General features: G+C 64.0%; 14 protein-coding genes. 6 read left to right on the plus strand and 8 right to left on the minus strand.

Going from position 1 to position 16,716, the window contains the following annotated elements:
- Positions 1 to 45: 45 nt before the first annotated feature.
- From JNE37_RS18395 to JNE37_RS18410, 4 genes are all read right to left on the minus strand, one after another.
- Complete coding sequence (locus JNE37_RS18395) at positions 46 to 1,002, minus strand: ABC transporter permease (RefSeq protein WP_203064187.1); 957 nt, start codon at positions 1,000 to 1,002, stop codon at positions 46 to 48.
- Positions 999 to 1,937, minus strand: a complete 939-nt coding sequence (locus JNE37_RS18400) for an ABC transporter permease (protein ID WP_203064189.1) — start codon at positions 1,935 to 1,937, stop codon at positions 999 to 1,001. The genes JNE37_RS18395 and JNE37_RS18400 overlap by 4 nt, the downstream gene beginning before the upstream one ends.
- On the minus strand, positions 1,934 to 3,766 hold the full coding sequence (locus JNE37_RS18405) for a dipeptide ABC transporter ATP-binding protein (protein ID WP_203064191.1): 1,833 nt from the start codon (positions 3,764 to 3,766) through the stop codon (positions 1,934 to 1,936). Before JNE37_RS18405 ends, JNE37_RS18400 begins: the two co-directional genes overlap by 4 nt.
- 89 nt (positions 3,767 to 3,855) lie before the next feature.
- The gene (locus JNE37_RS18410) at positions 3,856 to 5,592 is read right to left on the minus strand and encodes an ABC transporter substrate-binding protein (protein WP_203064193.1); all 1,737 of its coding nucleotides are present in this window, start codon (positions 5,590 to 5,592) and stop codon (positions 3,856 to 3,858) included.
- 382 nt (positions 5,593 to 5,974) lie between these two features.
- Between JNE37_RS18410 and JNE37_RS18415 the strand changes: the two genes are divergently transcribed.
- From JNE37_RS18415 to JNE37_RS18425, 3 genes are read left to right on the plus strand one after another with little or no spacing between them, the layout of a single operon-like run.
- Positions 5,975 to 7,219, plus strand: a complete 1,245-nt coding sequence (locus JNE37_RS18415; protein ID WP_203064195.1) for a metal-dependent hydrolase family protein — start codon at positions 5,975 to 5,977, stop codon at positions 7,217 to 7,219.
- A gap of 19 nt (positions 7,220 to 7,238) precedes the next feature.
- Positions 7,239 to 7,622, plus strand: a complete 384-nt coding sequence (locus tag JNE37_RS18420) for a RidA family protein (protein WP_035031117.1) — start codon at positions 7,239 to 7,241, stop codon at positions 7,620 to 7,622.
- Positions 7,623 to 7,665: 43 nt separating this feature from the next.
- Positions 7,666 to 8,838, plus strand: coding sequence for a pyridoxal phosphate-dependent aminotransferase (locus JNE37_RS18425; RefSeq protein WP_203064197.1), 1,173 nt, complete (start codon positions 7,666 to 7,668; stop codon positions 8,836 to 8,838).
- A gap of 5 nt (positions 8,839 to 8,843) precedes the next feature.
- On the opposite strand, the gene JNE37_RS18430 is transcribed toward JNE37_RS18425, so the two are convergent.
- Entirely contained in the window at positions 8,844 to 9,569 is a 726-nt protein-coding gene (locus JNE37_RS18430) for a GntR family transcriptional regulator (protein ID WP_052152417.1), read from the minus strand.
- Between the two features lie 125 nt (positions 9,570 to 9,694).
- On the opposite strand from JNE37_RS18430, the gene JNE37_RS18435 reads away from it, so the two are divergent.
- From JNE37_RS18435 to JNE37_RS18445, 3 genes are all read left to right on the plus strand, one after another.
- Entirely contained in the window at positions 9,695 to 11,002 is a 1,308-nt protein-coding gene (locus JNE37_RS18435) for an NAD(P)/FAD-dependent oxidoreductase (protein ID WP_203064199.1), read from the plus strand.
- 20 nt (positions 11,003 to 11,022) lie between these two features.
- Positions 11,023 to 13,095: a S9 family peptidase gene (locus tag JNE37_RS18440; protein ID WP_203064201.1), complete on the plus strand. Its 2,073-nt coding sequence runs from the start codon at positions 11,023 to 11,025 to the stop codon at positions 13,093 to 13,095.
- 120 nt (positions 13,096 to 13,215) lie between these two features.
- Entirely contained in the window at positions 13,216 to 13,845 is a 630-nt protein-coding gene (locus JNE37_RS18445) for a dihydrofolate reductase family protein (RefSeq protein ID WP_203064203.1), read from the plus strand.
- 16 nt (positions 13,846 to 13,861) lie between these two features.
- Here the strand turns inward: JNE37_RS18445 and JNE37_RS18450 are convergent, their stop codons facing one another.
- From JNE37_RS18450 to JNE37_RS18460, 3 genes are all read right to left on the minus strand, one after another.
- Complete coding sequence (locus JNE37_RS18450) at positions 13,862 to 14,164, minus strand: hypothetical protein (RefSeq protein ID WP_203064204.1); 303 nt, start codon at positions 14,162 to 14,164, stop codon at positions 13,862 to 13,864.
- Positions 14,165 to 14,458: 294 nt separating this feature from the next.
- The gene (locus JNE37_RS18455) at positions 14,459 to 16,309 is read right to left on the minus strand and encodes a TniQ family protein (protein ID WP_203064206.1); all 1,851 of its coding nucleotides are present in this window, start codon (positions 16,307 to 16,309) and stop codon (positions 14,459 to 14,461) included.
- On the minus strand, positions 16,309 to 16,497 hold the full coding sequence (locus JNE37_RS18460; RefSeq protein WP_203064208.1) for a hypothetical protein: 189 nt from the start codon (positions 16,495 to 16,497) through the stop codon (positions 16,309 to 16,311). Before JNE37_RS18460 ends, JNE37_RS18455 begins: the two co-directional genes overlap by 1 nt.
- Positions 16,498 to 16,716: the final 219 nt, after the last annotated feature.

The following is a 16,716-nucleotide window of genomic DNA, read 5'->3' on the forward strand; positions in this document are numbered from 1 at the left end:
TAGGCTTGCTGCGGCCGGTCCTTCGGGATCGGCCGCTTTTTTGCGTCAGGCCCGCACGCGCGGGTCGAGCAGCAGGTAGAGGAAGTCGACCACCAGATTGGCGATGACGATGAAGAAGCCGGCCAGCATCACCACGCCGATGATGACCGGGCGGTCCTGCGTCTGCACGGACTGTACCGCGAGCGAGCCGATGCCTTGAAGGCCGAACACCTGCTCGGTGACCAGCGCGCCGCCGAGCAGCGCCGCGATGTCGGCGCCGAGCTGGGTGGTGAGCGGCGTGAAGATGGCGCGCAGCCCGTGCTTGTAGATCACCTTGCGCTCGGAGAGGCCCTTGGCGCGGGCGGTGCGGATATAGTCCTCGCCCAGCACCTCCAGCATCTGCCCGCGGGTGAGGCGGGCATAGATGGCCGCCGAGGTCAGAGCCAGCGTGAACCACGGCAGCAGCATGTGCCACGCCCAGAGCGACGGATTGGGCAGGAACGGTTTGTAGCCGCCGGGCGGGAACAACGTGATGCCGGCCTGCCGCGGCAGGAAATAGAGGAAATAGAGCGCCGCCATGCCCAGCACGAAGGAGGGAAAGCTGATGCCGATGAGGATGAAGCCCTGGCCCAGCCGGTCGCGCAGGCTGCCCGGATAGCGGGCCGACATGATGCCGATGGGGATGCCCATCGCCAGCCACATGATCACCGCGCCGATGCAGAGCGAGATCGTCGCCGGCATGCGGTTCTGGATGAGCTGGATGACTGGCTGCTGGTTGCGGTAGGAAAAGCCGAGGTCGCCCGCGAGGCTGCGGCCTAGAAAGCTGACATATTGTTCGATGATGGGGCGATCGAGGCCCAGGTTCTCGCGCACCTGCGCTACCTGCGCCTCGGTGGCGCGTTCGCCGGCCACGAGGCGCGCCGGATCGCCGGGCGCCACGAAGAACAGCGTGAAGACGAAGCCGCTGAGCAGCACGAGCACCAGCGCGGCGAAGCCGATACGGCTAGCGATGAAGCGGATCATGAGGCGGCACTGGCCTTCTGTTTGGCGCGCTTGCGGAGCGGACGCTTCGAGCTGTTGGGATCGAGCGCGTCGCGCAGGGCGTCGCCGAGGATGTTGAAGGACAGGGTGGTCAGCAGCAACGCCAGGCCGGGGAACAGGACCAGCCACCAGGCGAACATGTAGATCGAGTTATTGGCCGCATCGGCCAGCATGCCGCCCCAGCTCGGTGCCGGCGGCACGATGCCCAGGCCGAGGAACGACAAGGTGGCCTCGAAGATGATCGAAGTCGGCACCATCATGGTCGTATAGATGATGATCGGCACGGTGAGGTTGGGCAGGATATCGGTCACCATGATCGAAAGGTGCCCGGCGCCGAGCGAGCGCGCCGCCATGACGAACTCGCGCTCGCGCAACGACAGCACCTGTCCGCGAATGACGCGGCCCATCGTGGTCCACGAGAAGAAGACGATGACGGCCACGCTCAGCGGCACGCTGGGGCCGAACACCGCGACCAGCGAAAGCATGCAGAGCAGCACGGGAATGCTCATGACGAGGTCCATGAGCCGGCCGAGCACGACATCGACCCAGCCGCCGAAATAACCCGAGACCAGCCCGACCGTGACGCCGATGAACGCCGCCAGCAACGAAGCCACGACGCCGATAGCCAGCGAGATGCGGGCGCCATAGGCGAGGCGCACGAACACATCGCGGCCTAGTTGGTCGGCGCCGAAGAGGAAATCGCTGCTGGGGCCGACCGGCAGGCCGGTGGGCGTGAGCGCCGTGTCGCGGAACTGCTCGACCGCCGAATGCCCGGTCCAGGCGGCGATGGCGTCGGCGCCGAGCGCAAAGGCGATCAGCAGGATGATGAAGGTGAGCGAAATCAGTCCCGCGCGGTCGGCGAGCAGCCGGCGCATGGCGATATCGAAGGAACTGCGCTGCTTGACTTGCTGGCTCATGCGCCGGCCTCCAGGGCGACCGGCTTGGCGCTGCGGAAATCGGGATCGGCAGCAGCCACCAATTTGCGGGTATAGGGGTGGTGCGGCGCGCGGTAGAGCGTTTCGGTATCGGCGTGCTCGACGATCTGGCCGGATTTCATCACGACGATCTCGGAACTGACATGGCGCACGACCGCCAGGTCATGGCTGATGAAGAGATAGGACAGCCCGAGCTCGCCCTGCAGCCGGGAGATGAGGTTGAGAATCTGCGCCTGGATGGAAACGTCGAGCGCCGACACCGGCTCATCGAAAATGATGAGCGAGGGATTGAGCGCCAAGGCACGGGCAATGCCGATGCGCTGGCGCTGGCCGCCGGAGAACTCAGAGGGGAAGCGGTTGTAGTGCTCGGGATTGAGCCCGACGATATCCATCAGGTCGCGGACGCGCTTCTTCCGGTCGGCGCCGCTGGCCACTTTCTGGATGCGGAAGGGATCGCCGATGATCGAGCCGACGCGGCGGCGCGGATTGAGCGAGCCGAACGGGTCCTGGAACACCATCTGCACGCGCTTGCGCATGTCGATCCAGTGCTGGCGGTCGAGCCCGGTAATGCTCTCGCCTTCGATCACGACATCGCCCGAGGTCGGCGGCAACAGGCCGGCGATGATGCGGGCAAGCGTGGACTTGCCGCAGCCGCTCTCCCCGACGATGCCCAGCGTCGTGCCGCGGGGCAGGTCGAAGCTGATGCCCTTGAGCACTTCGATGCCCGGCGCCGAGCCGAACAGGGTCCGGGTGCCGTAAGAGAGGCGCACGTCCCGCACGCTGACGATGGGGGCGTCAGCGGGACCGGGACGTGCGGCCTCGACGGGCTGCGCCGGAACCATCGGTGCAGCAGAGACTGCCTTGGTTTCGAGCCAGCAGAGCGATTCCGTGCCATCGTCGAACCGACGAAGCGGCGGGCGCTCCTGCTTGCAGATATCCATGACGCTTGGGCAGCGCGCCGCGAAGGCGCAGCCGACCTGATCGTTGAGAAGGCTCGGCGGCTGGCCGGGAATCGAGGGCAGGGGTCCGCGCGTTTCGTTGCTGGGCGAGGAGCGCAGCAGGCCGAGCGTATAAGGATGGGCCGGCGCCTTGAGCACGGCCTCGCCGGGGCCAAGCTCCATGCGGTTGCCCGCATACATGACCATGGCGTGGTCGGCGATGGAGGACAGCAGCTCGAGGTCGTGCGTCACCATGACGATGGCCGTGCCGAGTTCGCGCCGCATCTGGTTGAGCAGGGCCAGGATTTGCGCCTGCACGGTCACGTCGAGCGCTGTGGTGGGCTCGTCGGCGATCAGCAGCGCCGGGCGCAGCACGATGGCCATGGCGATCATCACGCGCTGGCGCATGCCGCCGGAAAACTGGTGCGGATAGTCGTGGATGCGCTGTTCGGGCGAATGGATGCCGACGCGGCCGAGAATTTCGATGGCCTCATCGAGCGCGGCGCGCTTGCTCACCTTGCGGTGCGCGCGGATGGCTTCGGAGATCTGGTGGCCGATCGTGTAATAGGGGTGCAGGCTGGAAAGCGGGTCCTGCGAAATCATGGCGATGCGGTCGCCGCGCAGGTGCTGCATCTGCCGGGCGGACAGGTCGAGGAGGTTCCTGCCCTCGAAAAGGATTTCGCCGCGGATATCGGCGCCGGGCAACAGGCCCATGATGGCCTGCGAGAGCACGCTCTTGCCTGAGCCGGATTCGCCGGCAATGCCGAACAATTCTTCGGCTTCGACGCTGAACGAGACATCGCGCGCCGCATGCACGTTGCCGTCACCCGTCGGGATGTCGATGCTCAGGTTGCGGACGGTGAGTATGGGCATGGCCGGGTCGCGTAGGGACAATCAGAAAATTGGACCGGAAATCCCGAACGGGGAAATCCGGTCCGTCGTGTCGGATAGGCCTTAGCCTATCAGCGGTTCAACCACACATTGGTCCAGTCGCCGTTGCCGCCAGCCGCGAAGGGCAGGAAGTTTTCGACGTTGACGCCGTGGTAGAGCACGGTGGTCAGCGAGACCAGCGGCACGGTCGGGGCGTCGGCCATCACCATCTCGTCGACCTGCTGCCAGAGCTTTTCGGATTCGGCCAGATCGGTCGTCGCCAGGGCGCGGTCGGCGACCTCGTTGGCGGCGTCGTTGTTGTAGTCCGAGAAGTTGAAGGTGCCGTGGGTGCCGTTATAGGTGTACTGCGGCTGGAAGATCGAGCGCGCAGCGCCGCCCGGCCAATCCGGCGACCAGCCCGACGGCACCAGGTCCCACACGCCATTGAGGGCGTTGTCGAAATTGGTGATGAGGCGAGCATAGAAGTCCGAAGCAGGGGTCGGCACGAGTTCGATGGTGAAACCGGCCTTCTGCAGGCTTGCCTGCAGCACCTGGGCGATGGCCGGGTTGATGCCCAGATTGCGGAACGGCATCTTGAGCGTCAGGCCATCGGGGTAGCCGGCCTCGGCCAGCAGCGCGCGGGCCTTTTCCGGATCACCGGCATTGTTGGCAGTCGGGTAGGGCGCGAATTCGTGGTTGCCCAGGATGCCCAGCGGGAAGATGCCGTTGAGCGGCGAAGCGAATTCGGGGCCACCGTACTGCTGGACCACCGCGGCCTTGTCGATTGCGTAGTTGAGCGCCTGGCGGACCTTGGGATTGCGCAGCGCACCGTCATTGTTGTTCGAGACGGTGTTGATCCAGATCATGCTGGATGCGCCTTCGGCTAGCGTCGAAAGCTTCTCGTCGCCTTGCATCTTGAGCATCTGCACGGTCACCGGCGGCACCGGAATGTCGAACAGCATGTCGCCGTCGCCGGACTGAAGCTGTTGCATGGCGGCGTCGGCCTGTACGCCCGCGACCACCTCGATGGCGTCGACATAGGCTTTGCGCAGCGGATCGCTCTCGGCGTTCCAAGCCGGGTTGCGAACCAGGCGGACCATGGAATCGGGCACGTAGGATTCGATGGTGTAGGGCGCGGCCGAAATGAAGTTCTGGCGGTATTCCGGGCTATCGGGGAGATAGTCGAGCACTTCCACCGGAGCGGGCGAAGTGACCGGCAGGGTCAGAAGATAGATGAAGTCGTTGGCGGCCTTGGTGAGCTGGAAGACCACGGTATCGTCGGACGGGGTCTCGATGCCCTTGATGTCGCCCTGCTCGATATAGGCCTTCATCGCGTCGACCTTCGCGTCGACCTTGGAGAAGCCGGCGCAGAAATCGGCGAAGCCGACGATCATGTCCTCGAAATAGCTGGACGAGGGCGAGGGCAGGAACGGGTTGCACAGGCGCATGAAGCCGCGCTCGATGTCGGCCGAAGTGACCTGGCGCGGGCCGCCCGGCGCATTCCAGTTGACGCCCTGACGCAGCTTGAACGTGTAGGTGAGGCCGTCATTGGTGGCCGTCGGCACGCTCTCGGCAAGGTCGGCCTGCGGCGCGATCTGCTGCTGCGGATCGTCGGACGCGGCGAAGCTGATGAGCTGGCGGGTCACGGCGCGGAAGAAGCTGCCGGTGACGGCGGTAGCCGGCGGAACGGTGTCGAACCGGTCCACCTCTGCCGTGCCCAGGACACGCAGGGTGCCTCCGGTTTTGGCTTCCTGCGCCTGGAGCGCGGTCGAGCCCATGAGCGCCAGCGACAAGAGCCCCATAATGGTGGCAGATGCGCGAAGTTTCATTTGGTCAGATCCCTTTCCGCTTGTGCGGCTGTTCCCTCAGAAGATTTCTTACCTCCCGGACCCGGGTGTTCTACCCCTCGGTGCGTCCGGGAAGACGATGAGCATTTGATCAAGCGTGTGAAACTTTAGAAGCGGCTCCGGCTTTCTGTCAACGCTCTATGACGGTAATGCCCAAAATCCGCTGATCTCCGGTCCTTTCAGGTTTGCCGGGCCTTTCCGGGCGATGCCCCGTCGCACCCGGCGAGCGGGAAGGAGCTATCTACAGGATCAACGATTTTTTGATCAAACGACTTTACACGCTTCGTTTGCCTCGCCTAAACATTGGGCATCGAAGACGGTTTTGAGGCCGTCGAAACACCCATTCATATCCAGGGGCAGAACCATGGCAGCAGTCCTTTTCTCCAACGCCACCGTTTTCGACGGAGTGAGCGAGGAGGCTGTGCCGGGCATGAACGTGCTGGTCGTCGATGGCCGCATTGCAGAAGTCTCGGAGCACCCGATCTCGTCCAAGGGCGCCGTGGAATACGACCTGGACGGCCGCATGCTGCTGCCGGGCCTCATCGATGCCCATGCCCATGTGTTCGCGATCAACCTCGTCGAAGAGCGCAACCGCAATATCGCGCTCACCGAAATGACCGCCCGCGCCGTGCCGCGCATCCGCAAGATGCTCGATCGCGGCTTTACCGGCATCCGCGACGTGGCCGGTGGCGATGTGGGCATCCGCAACGCCATCGCCCAAGGTTACATTCCGGGCCCGCGCCTTTTCGTTGGCGGCCCGGCGCTCAGCCAGATCGGCGGCCACGGTGACCACCGCAGCCTCACCGACGACCGGCTCGACATCGACGTCAATGCGAGCGCCTTCACCTTCACCTGCCGCATCGTCGATGGTGTCGAGAACATCCGTAGCGTCGTGCGCAACGAGCTGCGCAAGGGCGCCGACCACATCAAGGTGCTGGCTTCCGGCGGCGTCGGCTCGCCCGCCGACGCCATCGAGGCGCTGCAATTCACCGAGGACGAGATTCGCGTCGTCGTGCAGGAAGCGGCCGTGCGCGGCAAGTATGTCTGCGCCCATGCCTATGAGAGCGCGGCCATCGCCCACTCGATCCGCGCCGGCGTCCGCACCATCGAGCACGCCAACCTCATCAATGCCCAAACCGCCGCCATGGTCGCGGCCGCCGATGCCTATGTGGTGCCGACCCTCGTCGCCTACGAAGTGACGGCGCAGCACGGCGAGCAGCTTGGCCTGTCGCCCTACGTCATGGAAAAGCTCAACATGGTCAACGATGCCGGCATCGCCATGCTGGGCCTCTGCACCGATGCCGGCGTCAAACTCGGCTTCGGCACCGACCTCATGGGCGAGATGGAATTCGCGCAATTGCAGGAATTCACCATCCGCGGCCGCGTGCAGCGTCCGGTGGACGTCATCCGCTCGGCCACCTCGGTCAATGCCGAGATCGTGCAGATGGCCGGTGAACTCGGCGTCATCGCGCCGGGCGCCATCGCCGACATCATTGTGGTCGACGGCGACCCGCTCAAGGACATCGCCATCCTCGCCGAGCCCGAGAAGAACCTGCGCCTCATCATGAAGGATGGCGCGATCTACAAGACCGACCTGGCTGCGAAATAAGCGGCGAAAGAGACCAGACATGACGCGGCGTTCTATGTATTCGGGGTCCCGCTTCGAGGAATTGGCCGGCTATGCCCGTGCCGTCGTCGATGGCGATTTCATCTTCATTTCCGGCACGTCGGGCGGCGATCCCAAGACTGGGGCGTTTCCCGAGAGTGCCGAAGAGCAGGCGCGCAACGCGCTGACGGTGATCGGCAACACGCTGGCCGGGGCCGATGCCGGCTTCGAGCACGTGGTCTCGGTGCGCGTCTATCTCGCCGACCGCGCCGACGTGATGGCGGTCTCCAAACTCCTCGGCGCGACCTTCGCCGATCCTCGGCCGACCAACACCACGATCATCTGCGGCTTCCCGGTCGAAGAGATCAAGGTCGAGCTCGAAATGGTCGCCCTCAGGCGGCGCTGAGCTTTAGCCAGCGCCCCTGCCAGAACGAACACAGGACGTCACTATGCGACGCGTCGCCAAGCGAATTTCGGAAACTCCGGCCAAAAGTTTCGGCATGTATGAACGCGCCGCCCGCGCGGAAGCGGCCGGCTTGCAGCCGATCCGCATGGAGTTCGGCCGGCCGTTCGCCGATACGCCCGAGCACATCAAGCAGGCTGCCATCGACGCCATCCGGGCAGGGCACGTGCACTATTCCGACCCGGCCGGGCTGCCGGAACTGCGCGAAGCTGCGGCAGCGAAGCTGCGCGAGCGCAACCGCCTGCCGGGCGTGACCGCCGACGATATCCTCGTGACCAACGGCATGTCCCATGCCGCCTTCATCACCTTCATGGCGCTGCTCGATCCCGACGACGAAGTGATCCTGCTCGCGCCCTATTACCCCCAGCATCTGGGCAAGATCGAGCTGACGGGCGGCAGGCCCGTGGTTGTCGATCTCGACGCCGCCAACGGCTATCGCATCGATAACGCTGCCATTGCCGCCGCGATCACGCCGCGCACGCGCGCCATTCTGCTGGTCAACCCGGCCAATCCGACCGGCCGCGTCTACACAGAAGCGGAACTGCGCGGCCTGGCCGACCTCGCCATTGCCCACGATCTCGTGGTCGTCTCGGACGAGATCTATGAAGACGTGATCTTCGACGGCCTGCCGCATGTCAGCATCGGCGCGCTGGAGAACATGGCAGACCGCACGGTCTCGATGTACGCCTTCACCAAGTCGCACGCCATGGATGGCTGGCGCATCGGCTACCTCGCCGCGCCGAAATGGCTGCTGCCGGCGCTGATGAAGGTCTCGACCAACGACATCACGCACGTCAACACCTTCATCCAATATGGCGCCAAGGCCGCCATCGAAGGGCCGCAGGAAGTGCTCGACCATCTGCTGGCTGAAGACCGCGAAAAGCGCGATTTCACCGTTGCCAGCCTCAACCAGATGCCCGGCGTCCGCTGCGCCTCGCCGCAGGCTACGACCTTCGCTTTCCCCGATGTGTCGGCGCTCGGCATACCGTCCCAGGAACTGGCCGAAATGATCCTCGACAAGGCCGGCGTTGCGGTGGAGGCCGGGCGCTTCCATGGCGAGGCCGGCGAGGGGCATCTGCGCATCAGCTTCGGCTCGGTGTCGATGCCGGAGCTGGAAAACGCCATGCAGCGGCTTGCCCGCTTCTTCAATGCCCTATGAGCGGCTCACGCTTCCTGGCCGGGTACGCAGAGCGGCACCAGCAGCGCCTGGGTCTCGCGGATATCGGCCTTGATCTGCTCCACCGCCTCGGTCGCGTCGCCTTCCTTGAGCGCCGCGATGAGCTTTTGGTGATGGTCCCCGTAAACCTCGAACTTCCCGGCCGCCAGTTCGGGCTCGAGGTGGTTGGTCAGCATGCGCAGATAGGGGCCGAAACGCAGCCAGAGCGTATCGATGAGCTGCAGCAGGACGGGCGAGTTCGCCGTCTCGTAGATCATGAAGTGGAAGTCGCGGTTCTTGGCCAGCATAAGCTGGATATCCTGATCGCGACCGGCATCAAGGTGATCTTCGGCCAGGTTCTCGATGGCGCGGATGATGCGCGGCGTCATGTTGCCGACCGCCTGCGCCGTCGCCGCCGTTTCCACGATCACGCGGGCATTGCACAGGTCATCCAGCCGCTCGCGCGACACGGCAGGCACATAGGCCGAGCCATTGGACGCGGTTTCGAGCGCATTCTCGGCCACCAGCCGCCGCAACGCCTCGCGCACCGGCATATGGCTGGTGCGGAAGAGGGTGGAGAGCGAGGAAATGGTCAGCATCTGGCCGGGCTTGAAGCGGCCGGTCATCAGCGCGTGGCTCAGCCGCTGATAGACGACTTCCTGCACCGTCCGGCGCTTGGAGACCGGTTCCAGCCCCGTTTCGTCCAGCCCGCTCGCCTTGCGTGGTGCCGTCATCGCTGGGCCTCTTTCCGTCGCATCTTGCTCATGCCGCCGCTTCTACTCTCTCAGTGGCGATTTGAGCAAATGATCAATTATCATTCCTTTCGAATTACCTACGACTATCCTTGGAGCAAGCGGCAATGAGCGCGAAAGCGGAAGCAGAAAAGACGCTGTGGTGGGCAACGGCCAACCCCGCGCCCAAAACCGCGCCGCTGGCGCAGGACATGTCCGTCGATGTCGCCGTGATCGGCGGTGGCTTCACCGGCCTCACCGCTGCCTGGCATCTCGCGCGGCGCGGCGTGCGCGTCATGGTGCTTGAGGCTTCGGCCCTCGGCATGGAAGCGAGCGGGCTCAACGCCGGCTTCGTCGTCCCCAATTTCGCCAAGGCGCCGCCTGCCGCCGTCGTCGCTAGGTTCGGGCAGGAGCGCGGCGAGCGCCTGCTGAACATGATCGGGCAGGGCGCCGACCGCGTCTTCCAGACGATTCGCGACAACGGCATTTCCTGCGACGCAGAGCAGAACGGCTGGATGCACGTCGCCCATTCCCATGAGGCCCTTGGCCGCTTGGCCGGTCAGGCGGAAGCCTGGCAGAAACTCGGCCGGCCGGTTCGCATGCTGGGCGCCGCCGAAGCCAAGCGCCGCACGGGCCTCCGCCTCTGTGCTGGCGCCCTGATCGATGAGAGCGGCGGCATGCTGCATCCGCTCAACTATCTCTATGGGCTAGCCGAACTGGTGCAGGCTGCGGGCGGCGTCGTTCACACGCATAGCCCGGCCGAACGGCTGGAAGCGGCTGGTTCCGGCTGGAAGATCGCTGTCGGCGGCCACACCGTCACGGCGGGCAAGGTGCTGATGTGCACCCATGCCGGCGGACGCGGCGCGGCGCGGCCGCTTTCGCGCGTCAGCGTGCCGCTTTTCGTCTATCAGATCGCCACCGAGCCGCTGCCGCAGGATGTGGTGGCGCACTTCTCGCCGCAGCGCAATCCGATCGCCGATACCCGCGCCAACCTCTTCACTTACCGCCTCGATCGCGACAATCGCCTCATCAGCGGCGCCATGGCCATGATCCCGTTCGGTGCGCATCAGCGCATGGGCCGCATGGTGGTCGAACGCCTCGCCGAGGAGCTTGACCTGCCCAAGGTGCCGAAGGTCGATTTCGTCTGGCGCGGCAAGGCTGCCATGGCCCCCGATTTCCTGCCGCATCTTTATCAGATGCAACCGGGCGTCATCGGCGGCGTCGGCTGCAACGGTCGCGGCGTGGCGCTCACGGCCATGATGGGTGAAGTGCTGGCCGATGCTGCGTGCGGCACGCCGCTGGCAGACCTGCCGATCCCCAGCGGTCCGCTGCGCTCCATTCCGTTCCACGGCCTGGTGCCGATTGTTTCTTCCCTGGCGATCGGGCAGGCGCGGTTTGCCGACCGCAAGCTGGCCGGCCGCACGCAGGCCGATTGATAGATATGAGCGAGCCAAAGATGACATCCACGAACACTTCGCCCGACGCCCTCACGCTCGAAATGATCTATACCGAGCCCAGCATCATCGGTACGCGGCCGATGGCCATGACCTGGTCGCCCGATGGCAGCCAGCTGGCTTTCCTCTGGAACGATGCCGGCCACACCTTCCGCGATATCTGGGTCTGGGACCGTGCCAGCGGAGCGACCAGCAGGCGCACCAATCTCGGCGCAGGGCAGGTTAGCGGCGAACCCAAGGGGATCACGGAACTGGCCTGGCTCGCGGGTGGTCGACTGGCCTTCGCGCTTGATGGCGAGATTTTGGTTGCCGCAGCCGATGGTGCGGTGACCCCGTTCGCAACCGGCGCCCATGGCGTCAGTGCTTTGGCGGCGTCCCCGGATGGCAGAAAGCTCGCCTTCATCGCCGGCGGGGCGCTGTTGCAGGTCGGCGAAACCGGCAGCACGCCGACCCGTCTTGTCGGTTCCTCTGCCTTCGTCACCGTCGAGAGCTTCCAATGGGCGGCGGCGGGTGACCGCATCGTCTTCGTCGAGGCAGACGACACCAATACCCGCAAGATCGAGATCGCCTACGACGCGCGCGGCGAGGCGCGCCGCGATCGCTTCACGCGCTCTTTCCCCGGCGACCTCATCACCCGCCGCCGCGTCGGGATCGTCTCCGCCGCTGGCGGCGAGGCACTGTGGTTCGATCGTCCCGACGCCGAAGACGCCATCTGGGACTACGGCATTTCGCGCGACGGCAGCACCGTCTTCATCGACAGCAGCGACCTCTCGATCAAGAACCACACTGTCTTCACCTTCGACACCCGCTCGGCCGGGCGCACGGTCTTCTACGCGTTCCATGACCCGATCAAGATCCGCCCTGATTGGCAGGTTGCTTTCGCTCCCGACGATAAAGGCTTGCTTTTGCTCACGGATCGGGATGGCTTCAACCATCTCTACCTGATCCCTGAAGCCGGTGCCGAGCCCGAGGCGATCACGGAAGGAGAGTGGGAGATCGCCAATTTCGCGCACGATCGCGCCAATGGCGAAATCTACTTCACCGCCAATATCGCCCATCCCGCCCAGCGGCATGTCTATAAGGTCGCCCTCGACGGCGGCGACGTCACGCAGATCACGCAGGCGGCGGGCATCCACGTGCCCGCTTATGCACCCGGCTTCGACTTGCTGGCCGATATCTTCAGCGACGACATGACCCCGGCCGAAATCTTCGTGCAGCCTTTGGTCGAGGATGCCGAGCCCAGGCAGATCACCAGCTCGCCGCTTCCGGCCTTCGCCAAGCGGCGCTGGGCGGAAGTGCGCTACGTGCCGTTCAAGAGCAGCGTCGATGGCGCCGAGCTCATGGCGCGCGTCATGGTTCCGCACGGGTTCGAGCCTCATGGCGGGCACCCGATGATCGTGGGTTCGGTCTATTCGGATGGCCTGCTCAACCAATGGGGCGGTCGCGCCGCGCATCCGAGCTGGGGCATCGACCAATATCTGGTGTCGCGCGGCTTCGTGGTGGTCAGCCCCGAAATCCGCGGCAGCTTCGGGCATGGCCGGGAATGGAACCGGCCGATGCTGCACAGCTACGGCACGCAGGACATCGAGGACATCGCCGATTGCGTCAAGACGCTGACCGGCCTCGGCTATGCCGACCCCAAGCGCGTTGGCATCTGGGGTTCGAGCTATGGCGGTCTCATGACCCTGATGTCACTGTTCAAGAAGCCGGGCTTCTACGCCGCAGGCGTCGCCGGGGCGCCGGCCACCAATGTCTGGCACGCCTATCCCGAGCAGGAATGGATCATGGGGCCGACCCACGGCGCCGATTATCCGCAGCGCTACAAGGACCAGTCGGCTCTGTTCCACACCGCCGGCCTCGAAGACGCGCTGATGATCATCCACGGCACGCGTGACGAAGTGGTGCTCTATGCGGACACCATGGCCGTGGTCGAGCGCCTTACCGCCCAGCGCAAATGGTTCGAACTGGTCACGCTGCCCGGTACCGGCCATGCCTGGGCCAACCAGGACCGCACGCTGACCCGCTTCGCCTATGGCAAACTGGCGCGCTTCTTCGAGCGGGAACTGAAGGGCTAGTCCCTCTAGATCCGCTGCCACGGCCCTCGGCCGTGGCAGTTTTCGCTCAATTTCTGTCATTCCGGTCGACGCCGGTACTGGTTAGCCTCAGAGTGCGACACGCCCGAAGAGGAGAGACCAATGCCCAAGGTGACCTGCGACCTCTCGATTTCCGTCGACGGCTATTCGGCCGGCCACAACCAGACTGAACAACGCCCCTTCGGCGATGACGGCAGCGATGGCTGGGGCAACAGGCTCCACGCCTGGATGTTCGACGCGCCCGATGAAAACAGGGTCGAGATCGAGCGGATGGCCTCGGCGAAGGCTTTCATCATAGGCCGCAATATGTTCGGCCCCGTGCGAGGTCCGTGGGATCGGGCCTGGAACGGGTGGTGGGGCGACAATCCTCCGTTTCACACGCCGGTTTTCGTACTCACCCACTATCTGCGGAACCCGCAGCCAATGGCGGGTGGCACCACCTTCCATTTCGTGACCGACGGGATTGAGGCCGCATTGCGGGAAGCGCGCAAGGCTGCCGGAGACGGCGACGTTTCCATCCACGGCGGCGCCACGACCATCAACCAATATCTGGCGGCTGGCCTCGTGGACGAACTACGGCTGCACATAGTGCCGTTCACACTCGGGGCAGGCACGCGATTGTTCGACGGCGTTCCGCCGCTCAATCTCGAGCAGATCGAATCGCGAGCGGCAAGTGCCGTGACGCACGTGACATATCGGGTGCTAGGTGCAGAAACCGGGCGCGCGGTCTAAAGTGCTCGCGTGTAGCTCAAGGGTTGATGATCTCACCCTCCGCAAGAACAGTCGCGCCGTCGAAAAGTGCGAACCGACCTCCCGGCGCAAGCCATTCGTGCGGAGCGTCGGGCGCCGAAAAACGAGCCAAAGCGAACTGGTCTCCCGCCTCGTTCCGTTCTTCCTGAATCTCTATCGAGAGGCTCCAGGCGTCGCGTAACCAATCTTCGCCCTGATGCCCAAAGCGGGCGGGACGTGAGAGCTTGTATCCCTTGGGCAGGGGCGGCAATAGCGGGTTGGTGCGCCACCAAAGGCGTACTCGAACTGGTTTCTCACTCATCGGGTCAGCGGCTCTAAGCTATGCCGGCTTATCCGCCGGCGCGGAACCTGACGTTACTCGAAGTTGGACGTGGTGCGTCGCATTATCAAGCCGAGTCTTGAATTGGGATTGGTTTTGCCCAGACCACCGCGAGAGGCCCGGATTCCCTAGGGTCGGGCACCGAAATGTTGCCATTAGGTTTGACCCAAAACGGGGGTTAGGGCGAAATCGCACTCTCACGAAATCTGGCTGTACGAACCAAAAAGAAGGGGCCGCGCAATGCGCGGCCCCTTCTTTTCTGCTCTTCGCCTACAATCAGGCAGTTATCCGAAAATCCCTCCTGAAGTAGAGAGCAAATTCGGAGCATCGGTAAGCCGGGACGACTTCCGACCTCCATTTCTGCGTCAAGTTTTGGCCTGGTCGGCAAATCCCCGCCCCGACGAGTTCGCGGAACATCACGTACGTTTCGCGGAACCTCTCGACCTCGGCGCGCTCGAAAACCCTCATCTTGCCGTTCACGAATTTGCGTGTTTTCGCGAACAAGAAGCCAGCATCGACGAGAATGTCGAGGGCGCCGTTATGCAATTGCAGGAGGTTTCGTACCTCTTGCGAGGTCATCGGGTTCTGGACACCATAGACTATGCGCATTGCTTCCACCGGGTCGACTCCAATCCGTTCATGTGGATTGACTGAGTAGGTTAGTTGGGAGGAGGCCAATCGACCGCGGTCGATCAGGTCGAGCGCAACAGGGACCTCGATCGCGTATCGCTTGCTTAAGGCAAGCACCGACAGCTGCCCTTCAACTCCGTTGTCATTGTCAGCGGCCAGGCCAACCGGGCCGGTGTCGGGTTCTCCGGCGGAGAGGTATTTGTCCAAAGAAGCCCGGGCGGTTGGACCACTGCAGATGGTTTTTCGATGTTCCAAGCCTGGAACGCCATTCGGAGGCACAACACCTGATGCGACTAGGCGCGCAAGCTGGGTGTTCGACAGTGCATACTCCGTTGCGAGCACGGAGTGGGCGACCAACGGAAGATGCGGCCTCAGGGCGGCCTCGGCGGCCTTGATGTCGATCAGGGTACGCATCCCGTTTCCGTCCGAATACACCACCCATGAGGGACGGGCAGCGAGCAAATCCCTCCAGATCCTCAGGGTGACACCAAGGTGCTGTCGTGCCCCGTGACTGCGCAGGAGTACAGGCGCGTCATAGCGGACGCCGAATAGCCTATCGCCGATCAGGAACGGGAAAGTCGCAAAGGCGGCTGCGGCCAGAGCCTCGCCGGCAGCGGCGCTGGCGGAAGTGGTCTGAATACGATTAAAGTACCTCGTGATGCGGCCGATGCATCCAGCGGGCGGCCGATCCGCCCAGGCAAGCGCTCTGATCACGCGCATCGCAGCGAGCAGACCGGCGGAGCCGCCCGCGAACGCATTGAGGCCGTCGGCCCCGCAGGCCTGTCGCGTCTCCTCGTTCACCTCGCTCCAAGGTGCCCTTACATCGTTCATTGCGGCGCCCAAGCCATGTGCCAGGCTGATGGCATCACAGAGCGGCAGGTTGTCGAGCAACGGCACCGGGGCATATTGTGCACCCGTCAAACGCGCGTAGGTGTACTTGTCTAGCGGGGTTGGCTTGCACGGTTCGGCCTCGATGTCCTCAAGGTCAGCTGCGAAACCTGACAAGAAGTCCAACAGATCCGTATTGAGGGAGCGCCTGCGCACACGGTAGTGCACGAACTTGACCTCATGGGGCACGCACATATCCAACATGGCGCACTGCCATTCGGCCCGAACGTAGAAGGCCAAGTCGGGCGGCAGATCGGGATGGGCGGCGATGTCTTCGCGCGCGCAATGTGGGCAAAACTTCCAGCTCCGCCGGGAGACGCGCTGATGGTGGACAGCCTGACCGTTTATGAACTTGCGAGCGGAGCCTTGGCCGCGGATGGACCAACGATCCAGTTCCTCATTACTCGCACCAGTCACTCTTGCGAGCTGTGACAGGGTCTCCGGCTCGCCGCGAAGTACGGCATCGATCGACATGCCCATGTCCTTGCAGAACTGCTCGGGGTTTCGGCAGCCGTAGTATGCGGAGAGCCTGATGATGTAACTCATGGCGGTCTCACGCGGCATGAGGGGTAGGGCGTCCGGCAATCGGATGACATCATCCTGTTCCATCAGATGTTCTCCCCGTCGTCATCGTCATTGCGATAGCGAGCCTGTGCGAAGTCACGCGGGGCTACCTTCTCGAAGTTAATGTCCTCCCAATTGTCGAGGAGGAAGAGGTTCGCGTCGGCGGGAATGCTGGCGCGAATTGCAAGGACATGCGCGAGGTCTTCGATATGCAAGGCGCCGCGGCGGCGCATGGAAGCGAGAGCTACCGCCCACTGACACATGGACAACGCGGTCCCGATGGCCCGCCGGGATGCATTGACGAGGCGCCCACCGACCTCGTCCCTGGAAGTCAGACGGTACGTGACGCCGGCATCCTGACAATATTGATCCCACATTTCCCAAGTAAGGCGCTGATTTCGCTGTCCTGACCATTATATTTCCTATATAAAACATGGTGTTGAAGGCTGCGA

Source organism: Paradevosia shaoguanensis (assembly GCF_016801025.1).
Taxonomy (GTDB): domain Bacteria; phylum Pseudomonadota; class Alphaproteobacteria; order Rhizobiales; family Devosiaceae; genus Paradevosia; species Paradevosia shaoguanensis.

What these genes read in the sequence shown, in the direction of transcription:
- JNE37_RS18395 (WP_203064187.1), bottom strand. Translation starts at nt 1,002, where the DNA reads ATGATCCGCTTCATCGCTAGCCGTATCGGCTTCGCCGCGCTGGTGCTC.
- JNE37_RS18400 (WP_203064189.1), bottom strand. Translation starts at nt 1,937, where the DNA reads ATGAGCCAGCAAGTCAAGCAGCGCAGTTCCTTCGATATCGCCATGCGC.
- JNE37_RS18405 (WP_203064191.1), bottom strand. Translation starts at nt 3,766, where the DNA reads ATGCCCATACTCACCGTCCGCAACCTGAGCATCGACATCCCGACGGGT.
- JNE37_RS18410 (WP_203064193.1), bottom strand. Translation starts at nt 5,592, where the DNA reads ATGAAACTTCGCGCATCTGCCACCATTATGGGGCTCTTGTCGCTGGCG.
- JNE37_RS18415 (WP_203064195.1), top strand. Translation starts at nt 5,975, where the DNA reads ATGGCAGCAGTCCTTTTCTCCAACGCCACCGTTTTCGACGGAGTGAGC.
- JNE37_RS18420 (WP_035031117.1), top strand. Translation starts at nt 7,239, where the DNA reads ATGACGCGGCGTTCTATGTATTCGGGGTCCCGCTTCGAGGAATTGGCC.
- JNE37_RS18425 (WP_203064197.1), top strand. Translation starts at nt 7,666, where the DNA reads ATGCGACGCGTCGCCAAGCGAATTTCGGAAACTCCGGCCAAAAGTTTC.
- JNE37_RS18430 (WP_052152417.1), bottom strand. Translation starts at nt 9,569, where the DNA reads ATGACGGCACCACGCAAGGCGAGCGGGCTGGACGAAACGGGGCTGGAA.
- JNE37_RS18435 (WP_203064199.1), top strand. Translation starts at nt 9,695, where the DNA reads ATGAGCGCGAAAGCGGAAGCAGAAAAGACGCTGTGGTGGGCAACGGCC.
- JNE37_RS18440 (WP_203064201.1), top strand. Translation starts at nt 11,023, where the DNA reads ATGACATCCACGAACACTTCGCCCGACGCCCTCACGCTCGAAATGATC.
- JNE37_RS18445 (WP_203064203.1), top strand. Translation starts at nt 13,216, where the DNA reads ATGCCCAAGGTGACCTGCGACCTCTCGATTTCCGTCGACGGCTATTCG.
- JNE37_RS18450 (WP_203064204.1), bottom strand. Translation starts at nt 14,164, where the DNA reads ATGAGTGAGAAACCAGTTCGAGTACGCCTTTGGTGGCGCACCAACCCG.
- JNE37_RS18455 (WP_203064206.1), bottom strand. Translation starts at nt 16,309, where the DNA reads ATGGAACAGGATGATGTCATCCGATTGCCGGACGCCCTACCCCTCATG.
- JNE37_RS18460 (WP_203064208.1), bottom strand. Translation starts at nt 16,497, where the DNA reads ATGCGCCGCCGCGGCGCCTTGCATATCGAAGACCTCGCGCATGTCCTT.